Source organism: Flavobacterium esculini (assembly GCF_048284325.1).
Classification (GTDB): domain Bacteria; phylum Bacteroidota; class Bacteroidia; order Flavobacteriales; family Flavobacteriaceae; genus Flavobacterium.
On record NZ_JBLVPI010000008.1, the window covers coordinates 60,427 to 70,067 of the forward strand.

6 protein-coding genes are annotated in these 9,641 nt (G+C 33.3%); all 6 read left to right on the forward strand.

The features are described from left to right. Positions 1-37: 37 nt before the first annotated feature. The 6 genes from ACNQGG_RS08830 (at position 38) to ACNQGG_RS08855 (ending at position 9,584) form a co-directional block, all read left to right on the forward strand. On the forward strand, positions 38-3,115 hold the full coding sequence (locus ACNQGG_RS08830; RefSeq protein ID WP_417963113.1) for a SusC/RagA family TonB-linked outer membrane protein: 3,078 nt from the start codon (positions 38-40) through the stop codon (positions 3,113-3,115). Between the two features lie 10 nt (positions 3,116-3,125). Continuing rightward, on the forward strand, positions 3,126-4,832 hold the full coding sequence (locus tag ACNQGG_RS08835) for a RagB/SusD family nutrient uptake outer membrane protein (RefSeq protein WP_417963115.1): 1,707 nt from the start codon (positions 3,126-3,128) through the stop codon (positions 4,830-4,832). A 27-nt stretch (positions 4,833-4,859) separates the two neighbouring features. Beyond that, positions 4,860-6,698 carry a hypothetical protein gene (locus ACNQGG_RS08840; protein ID WP_417963117.1) on the forward strand — a complete coding sequence of 613 codons (1,839 nt, stop codon included), beginning with the start codon at positions 4,860-4,862 and terminating at the stop codon, positions 6,696-6,698. A gap of 65 nt (positions 6,699-6,763) precedes the next feature. Next, positions 6,764-7,873 carry a DUF4960 domain-containing protein gene (locus tag ACNQGG_RS08845; protein WP_417963119.1) on the forward strand — a complete coding sequence of 370 codons (1,110 nt, stop codon included), beginning with the start codon at positions 6,764-6,766 and terminating at the stop codon, positions 7,871-7,873. 70 nt (positions 7,874-7,943) lie between these two features. Further along, positions 7,944-8,861: a carbohydrate kinase family protein gene (locus tag ACNQGG_RS08850; protein ID WP_417963121.1), complete on the forward strand. Its 918-nt coding sequence runs from the start codon at positions 7,944-7,946 to the stop codon at positions 8,859-8,861. Positions 8,862-9,128: 267 nt separating this feature from the next. After that, positions 9,129-9,584 carry a tellurite resistance TerB family protein gene (locus tag ACNQGG_RS08855; RefSeq protein ID WP_417963123.1) on the forward strand — a complete coding sequence of 152 codons (456 nt, stop codon included), beginning with the start codon at positions 9,129-9,131 and terminating at the stop codon, positions 9,582-9,584. Positions 9,585-9,641 lie beyond the last annotated feature (57 nt).

The window sequence follows — 9,641 nt, forward strand, 5'->3', positions numbered from 1 at the left end:
AAAAAAATATAAACTAAACAACTAAAACTATAAATGTATGAAAATCAAGTATTTTAAAAATAAGAAAAACATATTGTCACTATGTTTGTTTTTCTTGGTGTTTATTGCTTCAGGGCAACAAAGACAAATTAATGGTTCTGTTTTATCTGACGACGGTCAACCTTTACCAGGTGCTAATATTCTTGTTGAGGGCTCAAAAAATGTAGCGACTTCAGATATAGATGGTAAATTTAAAATTTCTGCTGAAGAAGGAGATAATATGATAGTTTCTTATATAGGTTACCTAGATGCTAAAATAAAAGTAACTTCAAAAATTACGTACAGTATTAAATTACAATCCAGTTCAAACAATCTTTCGGAAGTTATAGTTGTTGGGTATACAAAAGAAAAAAAATCAGATATAGCTGGTGCTATTTCGGTTGTTAAAGTTGCCGATATTTCTCAAGAGGCTACTCCTAATATTTTAACAGCTTTACAGGGTAGAGTTGCTGGTTTGCAAATCAATTCTGGAGGTACACCAGGAGGAAATGACAGTCAAATATTAATTAGAGGATTAACTACAGTGACAAGTGGGTCAGCTCCGCTATGGGTAATCGACGGAGTTCAAACTACAAGCTCATCCTCATTAAATCCTGAAGAAATTGAATCCATTCAAGTATTAAAAGATGGCGCATCAGCAGCTATTTATGGGACTTCTGCCGCAAATGGAGTAATTGTAGTTACAACCAAGAAAGGTAAAAAAGGAGTTTCTGAATTTAGTTTCAAATCCGAAATAACTGTCAATACTTTAAGAGATAAAATCAGCTTGCTTAATTCGCAACAATGGGCAGATGTGGAATACCAGGCTCAAAAAGGTGCTGGAATTGCCTCTCCCACTCATCCCGTTTTAATTAATAATGGTTCTGGTTTTACCATACCTCAATATTTAGATCCTAATGGTTTGCAAACAGCGGCTAATACGAATTGGGTAAATGAAATTACAAACGATACATTTTCAAACAATACTGATTTTGGATATAGAAAAGGAACTGAAAACTTAAGTTTATACACCCAATTGAGTTACTCGGAAGATAAAGGTATACAGAGATATACCAGTTATGACCGATTTAATTCTAGAATAAATGCATCGTATAAATTATTTAAGGGTAGATTGACGATTGGTGAAAATTTCTTGTACTCTAAATTTAATGAGGTAAAAGCAAACGAGTTTGAAAATGCCATTCTTCAAAATCCAATGCTCCCGCTATATTCTAATCTTGGAGATTACGCCACGATAATAACTGGGGGTATGCAAGATAAACCAAACTCTGTAGCAAATTTATGGAGTAATAGAAATAATAAGCAAAAGAATCAAAGGTTTTTAGGGAATGCCTATTTGGATTTTCAAATTATTGATGGTTTGGTTTTTAATACGACTTTAAATTTTGATAAAGGAACTTATAAATTTAACACTGCAAGTGAAGCTTTTTCTACAAATGGAACAATCCCTTCTGTTTTTCAGAAAATTACTACTGATGATGTGGATAATGATTTTTTGGCTACCATTTTTACTAATACTTTAAAATATGATAAAAGTTTTGGAAAACATAGGCTATCATTATTAGGAGGTATAGAAAATTCGGCAAGAGAAGAAAATTTTCATAACAACCAAATTAATGGGGTAAATATTACTGATCCTGCAGGCTATGTGATTAATGATAATGCACAATATAAAACATTAGTAGGAAAGGTCGAAACATTTAAGATTTCACAATTTGGGTCTCTTAAATATGTCTTTGATGATCGATATATTGTGTCAGGTACTTTGAGAAGAGATGGATCCTCACGTTTTGGAGAAAACAATAAATACGGTATTTTTCCATCTGCTTCTTTAGCCTGGAATGCAAAAAACGAGAAATTTTTAATGGACAGTAAATATGTTTCTAATTTTAAATTAAGAGCATCTTGGGGTATCAATGGAAATGACCAAATAGCAGATTACTCCTATCTTTCCAGTTATGTAGATAATACTGTAGGCAACGTAGTCGAGTTTTCAGATTACAACATAAGTGGAACAGGTTTAGGTACTGCAAGTGGTGTCTTGCAATCTCGTCAGGCTAATCCTGATCTTAAATGGGAGTCAACGGAGCAGTACAATGTAGGGTTTGATTTGGGATTTTTAAACGAAAGAATCTCGCTACAATCAGATTTTTATATAAAAACTACCAATGACCTAATTCTAAGACCAATTGCTTTATCTGTAAATGGAGAAAGTCAACCTCCATTAATTAATGCAGGTTCGGTTAGTAATAAAGGCTTTGAAGCTGTGTTAAGTTACAAAAGTAATCCTGCAAATGACTTTAAATATGGAGTCGATTTGAATTTCTCAACTTATAAAAATAATGTTGAAAGTTTAGATACAGAGTCCAATTTTTTACTAAATGGGGTATCAATAACTAAAAAAGGATCGCCAATAGCTTCTTTTTACGGATTAATTGCTGATGGTCTTTTTAGAACTCCTGAAGAAGTGGCTGTTCATGCAGACCAACCTGGAAAAGCATTAGGTAAAATTAGATACAGAGACGTAAATCTTGATGGGAAAATTGACCAATTTGACAGAACAATTATTGGCAACCCACATCCCGATTTTATATATGGAATAAACTTATTTTCTTCTTATAAAGGATTCGACATGACACTGTTTTTTGACGGAAAACAAGGAAATGATTTGTATAATGCACAGCGTGCAATAGGTGATTTTGACTTTTTTAGTTTTAATCATAATACAAATACTCTAGACGCTTGGACACCAAGTAAAGCTAATTCAAATATACCAGCATTGTCAACATTAAATAGTAATAATGAGTTGCAACCTTCAAGTTATTATGTTGAAAACGGTTCCTATATCAGACTGAAAACAATAACATTAGGGTATAATTTTGATAAAGCTTTATCAAAAAGGTTGGGAATGAATAAATTGAGATTTTATCTAGTGGGACAAAATTTGTTATCGCTCACTTCTTTTACAGGCTTTGACTATGAGGTTTCTGGTTTAAGTGCTGGAGGAATTGGTGTGGCAGGTTATGGGATTCCTCATACAAAATCGATGACTTTTGGAATTAACGCAAATTTTTAAAATCTTAAACATGAAAACAAAATTTAAAATAGTATTTACTTTAATGATAAGCATTCAATTGCTTTCTTGCGTAAATGACAGCGATTTAGATGTAAAGGAGAACTATGTTTTATCAGCAGATAATATTGATCCTGAGCAATTAGTGATAGCGGCATATAGCGCACTTGATTATCGTTATAATACAGGAGAATTTAGAGACTTATGGCCTTTTGACCATGCTCCAGCCAATTGGGCAACAAGTGATATTCGTTGTGGAGATTCCTATAAAGGAGGTGGTGGAACTGGTGATAATCCAGGTGGTGGAATGCATCAGTTAGAAACGCATGATTTATTTCCTTCAAGTGAAAATGCGTACAATGTTTGGAGAGCGATCTATTTTGGAATTAAAAGGGTGGATTCAGCTTTAAGAACTATTAATACAATAGATGAGGCTAAATTTCCTAACAAGAAAGCAAGAATAGGAGAACTAAAAGTTTTAAGAGCTCATTTTTATTTTGAAGCAATTAAAAATTTTGGGTCTATAGTTTGGTATGACGAAAACACTCCAATTGCCGACATTAACAAGACACCAAATTCTTTTGATTTTAGCTTTATGTGGTCTAAAGTTGAAGGTGATTTAACAGATGCAATTGCTCAATTGCCTGACACACAAACAGAATTAGGGAGAGTAAACAAAGTGGTGGCTTATGCTTACTTATGTAAAGCTCAAGTTTTTCAAAAAAAATGGGCAGAAGCAATTGTAAGCGCAAACTATGTGATTAATTCTGGTAAATATGGATTGGTAACCGATATCGAAAAATTATATTCAATACCAGGTTATGGAAATCGTGAAAACATATTTGCAGTTCAGTATTCTATAAATGATGGTTCTCAATTTGGAAATCTCAATTTTGGAAATTTGTTAAATGCACCGGATAGTCCTGGAGATGATATTAAAAACCCTTATTTAAATGGGGATGGTTTTGATAAACCTTCACAAAATCTTGTAAATGCATTTAAAGTTGGCGCAGATGGGCTTCCGCTATTTGATAGTTATAATAATGCAAATGTAGTTCCAACAGACTTAGTAGATCCAAGATTAGATCACGAAATAGGAAGACCAGGTATTACTTGGAAAGATTGGGCAGCTAGACCACAACAACCAGACTGGAGTAGAGATCCCGCAACTTACGGTTATTTTGAAGGCAAGAAAAATGTAATTTCTCCAAATTCAAACGGGTTAGCTTCAAATCCTACAGGGTTCCCTTGGGCACTGGGTAATTTAGACTTTCCAATTATTAAATACAGTGATTTATTGTTATGGAAAGCGGAAGCTTTAATTGAATCTGGTTCAAATGTTTCTGGTGGGGTTACCATAATTAATGAAATTAGGAATAGAGCTAAAAACGCACCTTATGTGAAAGATTTCAATAATCCTTCTCAAAATGCAGCTAATTATTTAATAAATCTTTATCCATCATCATTAACTCAAGATGCTGCAAGAAAAGCGCTTAGAATGGAGCGTAGATTAGAGTTAGCAAATGAAGGACACGGTTTTTATGACCTAGTAAGATGGGGTATTGCTGAACAATATGTTAGCAATTATATTCAGGTTGAAAAAACACGTCGTACCTATTTACAAAGTGCTTCATTACAATCGCATGAACAATATTTACCTATTCCGCAAATTGAAATTGATGCAAGTGCAGGGGTATATAAACAAAGAGCTGGATACTAATAAAAAACTAACCAAATATTCTAAAATATGAAAACAATTAAAAACCACCTAGTTATTTATAAAATAGCAATAGTATTTATGATGCTTATCTTTGCTGTAATCTCATGTTCAAAAGATGATAATTTTTCAGATAATGTTCCGGATTATACGGAATCTATTGTTCAGTCTTTTAAAGTAGGATCTAAATATGCCGATATTAATCATACTATTGGTACGATTACAATGACATTACCCTCTGGAACTGATTTGAAAAATGTTAAACCTGAAATTAGACTACCGGAATCTGCTTCAGTGACACCAGCCTCAGGGTCTACAATAGATTTTAGTAATGGTCCAGTAACTTTTGAAGTGGTTTCTACAAATGGAGCTCATAGAACCTATACCGCTAGTATTGGAGCTTATGGAGATCCCAAAATATTATCGTTCTCGATTGGAGATAAATTGGGCATAATTGATGAAATAAATAATACTATTTCAGTTGAAATCGGAAGCCAAGGTGGTAATTTAAATAATTTAGCTCCTTCATTTGTAATTGCTGGAGGAACTACCGTAGATTTTTCTTCTGGAGTTGCCAGAGATTTTACTTCTCCTAAAGTGTATACTGTTTTATCAAATAATGGATATACCGCTAAACAATATACCGTAACAGTTACACAAATACAAGCGCCTAGAATTGACTCATTTGTAATTAATGGAACTGTTGGTATTATTGATAATGCTGCAAATTCAATTGTGGTTATTTTACCGCCGGGAACTAACCTATCCAGTTTAGCACCAGTAATTACAATGCCTGCAGATCAAACGGTAACACCTGCTTCTGGAGTGGCACAAAACTTTAGTACTGGTAAAGTTACCTATACGGTTAAAAACAAGGAAAATCTAACTAAAGTATATAATGTGACTGTTGAGTCTATAGCCCCTACGAAATATGCTTTTTTAGGATTGGAAAATGATATTACTTCTTTAGTTGACGACGATGCTAAAGCAGCTGCAACTTGGATGCAAACTACCTATGGTGCAAATTTTAAATACATTAAAATTGCTGATATTTCAGCTCAAAATATTGGAGATGTTAAGGTTGCTATGTTGTATTACTTAACCCCTTCAGAAAATCAAAGTTTTTCAGCATCACCAACAGATGTTTCAACAATGTTGCCTGCAGCTTTAAGAGCTGGAGCTTCTCAAGCTAATGTTCTTAAATCTTGGGTTAAAGGTGGTGGAGATATGCTAATTGCTGGAGATCCTAGTCCTTTTATCTTTTCTTTAGGTAGAGTTCCTGCTAATTTTGGAGCTGCAAGAGCACCTGGAAACTATGTGTTCTCCGAATTTGGTTGTGCCGGTGCATCTGGATGTTATGACACAGGTAAACCTGCGGACGATATTTGGGGATTGGGAATGAGAGACACAAACAATTCTGGAAACAGACGTACTCACGCTATTTTTAATGGTTTGACTTTTGAAGGAGGAGCTGGAAACGAATACTTACCATTGCAAAATAGTGCCAATAGAGAAGTTAGATTAATCTGGTGGCAACACTTTGACGGAATTCTTAATCCAAGCTGTTGTGGTTCAGATGCAGCTGTTAAATTTGAAAAAACGTTGACAGCTGTTAAATTCGGAACATTAAGACATATTGGCGATGCTTTTGGATATGGAGCAGTTGAATTTAAAAGAACGGACTTGACAAATGATGCCTCATTTGATTCTCAAATAACTAAAGATTACAAAGGCCACGTATTCACAATTTCAAATACTATTGTGGGTTACGAATGGAATTCTAATGGTACAGCAAATGCTTATCAAAATAATGTAAAAGGTTTTACAAAAAATATTATTGATTACTTATATAGCATCAACAACGATTAATTAATTTCAAAAATTATAATATGAAAAATAAATTTATAAACACATTTCAGCTTAAGTATGTATTGTTGCTAGTAATAGCAACAATCACATACTCTTGTGAAGAACGTCTCAATTATGACGACCAATTGCCAAGTACGTTGAATATAATTGAATCCGTTAAAATAGGTCAAACAAATGCTGCGATAGATAATTTGTCAGGAGTTGTTAATTTTGTTTTGCCTTCAAACACCAACTTATCATCAGTTGTATTAGAGATAGAAAGTCCTAATGGTGTAATTGTTACTCCAGCATCTGGAACTACCGTTAATTTAACAAGCCCTCTAGAGCTAACCGCTAAATCAGGTGATAAAACGAGACATTATATTATTAATGCACGCGTTCTGCCAAATCAAATCGCTTTTATTAGTGATGCAACCTCGATAGATAACATTGTTGATGAAGATGTAAAAGCGGCTGCTCAATGGGCTAAAGCTACTTATGGTAGTAGATTTGTTTTTATTCCTTTCTCAGATTTAACTATAAATTCTTTAAAAACAGTTAATGTAGTTTTCTTTTTTTATGATACACAAGGAACATCTGCTTTACCACAAGTAAGTTTAGATAAAAAAAATGTATTAACTCAATATCTTGTTGAAGGCGGTAAAATGCTCTTAGGAGGCATGGCAACTAGTTATGCTGAAGTAATAGGACGTGATAAAAGTGGTCTTTTAACTATAAAAGGGAATGGTGTTGGATTTGTTGATGCAGGAACTTGGAGTATAGACGGTGGTGTGAATTTTCAAAATGATCAAAGAAACAATCCTATTTATAACTTTACTCAAGTAATTTCTACTGACTCTAATGGGTATTTCCCTGTGATTAATGGGGGATACAAAGAGGATCATAACAATCTATGGGATTTAGGATCATTGTTAGGGCCAGGTCATCAAAAAGGGCAGTTTGCAGAATTTGAAAACCTTTATGGCGGTAAAGTTCTTGCTGTTTGGAGTGGTGTTACTGATGAATGTTGCCCAGGTATTATTGAGTTTAAGTCGAATTCAGTTTATGCAGGAACTATTATAGCAATAGGAATAGGCGGTATGGAGTGGGCCATGAATGACGGAAGAACCAATATATATGCATCTAATATACAAGGGATATATAGAAATTCGATTGATTATTTAGGTACAAAATAATAATTTGTTTGGCTTGTGGTTTTATTGGGCAGGTTTTTCCTGCCCTTTAATTTATTTAATTTATTAAAAAATGGAAAAAAAATATACTTTAACTGCGGTTTGTTTTGGGGAGGTTTTATGGGATATTTTTCCTTCGCATAAAAAAATTGGTGGAGCACCATTGAATGTAGCTTTGCGAATGAATTCTATGGGAGTTGAAACGACTATGATAAGTCGTGTTGGGGATGATGAAAATGGAAAAAACATTTTATCTTTTTTAAACGATCAAGAGCTTACCACCGATTTAATTCAAATGACGGAGGAATATAAAACGGGAGCGGTTCATGTAATGATTAATGAAAAGGGAAATGCCTCCTACGATATTTTATATCCATCTGCTTGGGACAAGATTATAGAAACAGAAATGATGGAAAAAGTAACTGCTGAAGCGGATGTTTTTGTTTTTGGAAGCTTAGCATGTAGAGATGAGGTTACTCGGACCACTTTGAACAAACTTTTAGGGGAGGCAAAGTATAAAATTTTCGATGTAAATCTAAGAGCCCCTTATTACACCACCGATGTCTTAAATGAACTTATGTTAAAAGCTGATTTTATTAAGTTCAATGATGAAGAGTTACGTGAAATAAGTCGCGAATTAGGGTCTCCATACAATTCATTTGAACAAAATATTAAATTTATTGCGGAAAAGACAAATACAAAACAGGTATGCGTTACCAAAGGGGAATTTGGAGCTGTTTTGTACTATAATGATAAGTTTTATTATAATAGTGGTTATTTTATAAAAGTTGTAGACACCGTTGGTGCTGGAGATTCCTTTTTAGCTTCACTAATAGTACGATTATTAAGAGGGAAATCACCACAAAAATCATTAAATTATGCTTGTGCAATTGGGGCTTTAGTAGCTGGAGAAGAAGGAGCTAATCCTAAGATTTCGGAAAAGGTAATTAGTGATTATATGAAAATTGATAAAAAAAGTATAAAGAAATAGTTTAAAGATTCTATCAACCCGCTGTGTGTAATTGTTTTTGAATTACAAGCGGGGTCTAGTATTAATTTATTTCGTTTAGTTGCTTGTATTTAATTTGTTAATCAAAATTTATTACTAATAAAATGGCAGCGATTTTGATATTAGTTTTTAATTTTAAAATTAATTTTGTATGATAATTAGTACTATATAAATCATCAAATGGTAATTTATTCCTAAAGCGGAGCAATGTATGATAAGGTTCGTAGTAACTTTAGCAAAAAAATAAATATGAGTTTATCTGATAAAGTTGAAGAAAATAATAATGCTGCCTTAAATCCCGTAACCTCAGAACTTGAAGCTTGGGTTGGAATTTTATATTCTTGTATTTCCGCGGATAATCTAATTAAGGATTTTGAAACAGCATCATTATCTAAATTGTTATATTCAAAAGAGAAGTTTAATGGAATTGATATTGCACCTCTTTATGCAAAATCGTATCATTTAAAAACGGAACTTGGACAATTAAAATACATTGCTGCTTGTTGTGAACTAATTAATGAAGCGGATAAAGAAACGGTATTTGCCCTTGCTTTGGAAATCTTACTTTCGGATGGCTTGCTAGGGGAAGAAGAAAAAAACGTAATTGAAGTTTTGTCAAACCAACTTAAAATGGATACAGGAATGACTAGTAAAATTATAGAAGTTATTTTCTTGAAAAATAAAGGAAATCTTAAAGAAATATAAGTTATCGCCGCAAAGATTAATACTTTGCTTAAAAACAGAGGAAGTTTAAAGCCATTG

What these genes read in the sequence shown, in the direction of transcription:
- ACNQGG_RS08840 (WP_417963117.1), top strand. Translation starts at nt 4,860, where the DNA reads ATGAAAACAATTAAAAACCACCTAGTTATTTATAAAATAGCAATAGTA.
- ACNQGG_RS08835 (WP_417963115.1), top strand. Translation starts at nt 3,126, where the DNA reads ATGAAAACAAAATTTAAAATAGTATTTACTTTAATGATAAGCATTCAA.
- ACNQGG_RS08830 (WP_417963113.1), top strand. Translation starts at nt 38, where the DNA reads ATGAAAATCAAGTATTTTAAAAATAAGAAAAACATATTGTCACTATGT.
- ACNQGG_RS08850 (WP_417963121.1), top strand. Translation starts at nt 7,944, where the DNA reads ATGGAAAAAAAATATACTTTAACTGCGGTTTGTTTTGGGGAGGTTTTA.
- ACNQGG_RS08855 (WP_417963123.1), top strand. Translation starts at nt 9,129, where the DNA reads ATGAGTTTATCTGATAAAGTTGAAGAAAATAATAATGCTGCCTTAAAT.